The sequence below is a fragment of the Pseudoflavonifractor phocaeensis genome (assembly GCF_016901955.1).
Classification (GTDB): domain Bacteria; phylum Bacillota; class Clostridia; order Oscillospirales; family Oscillospiraceae; genus Flavonifractor; species Flavonifractor phocaeensis_A.
On sequence record NZ_JACJLC010000273.1, the window covers coordinates 1 to 218 of the forward strand.

General features: G+C 52.8%; 2 tRNA genes. Both read left to right on the plus strand.

The window, feature by feature from the left end:
* Positions 1-32 precede the first annotated feature (32 nt).
* Positions 33-108: transfer RNA gene (locus H6B51_RS17485), tRNA-Lys, on the plus strand.
* A 3-nt stretch (positions 109-111) separates the two neighbouring features.
* Positions 112-186: transfer RNA gene (locus H6B51_RS17490), tRNA-Glu, on the plus strand.
* Positions 187-218: the final 32 nt, after the last annotated feature.

The following is a 218-nucleotide window of genomic DNA, read 5'->3' on the forward strand; positions in this document are numbered from 1 at the left end:
TTTGAGGGTGCTGACACAGCACTGATCCAGATGCGCCTTTAGCTCAGCTGGTAGAGCAACTGACTCTTAATCAGTGGGTCCCCGGTTCGAATCCGTGAAGGCGCACCATATGGCCCGTTGGTCAAGCGGTTAAGACGGCGGCCTCTCACGCCGCAAACATGGGTTCGATTCCCGTACGGGTCACCATTTAAAAAATGGTCTTGACAGTGAGATGAAAA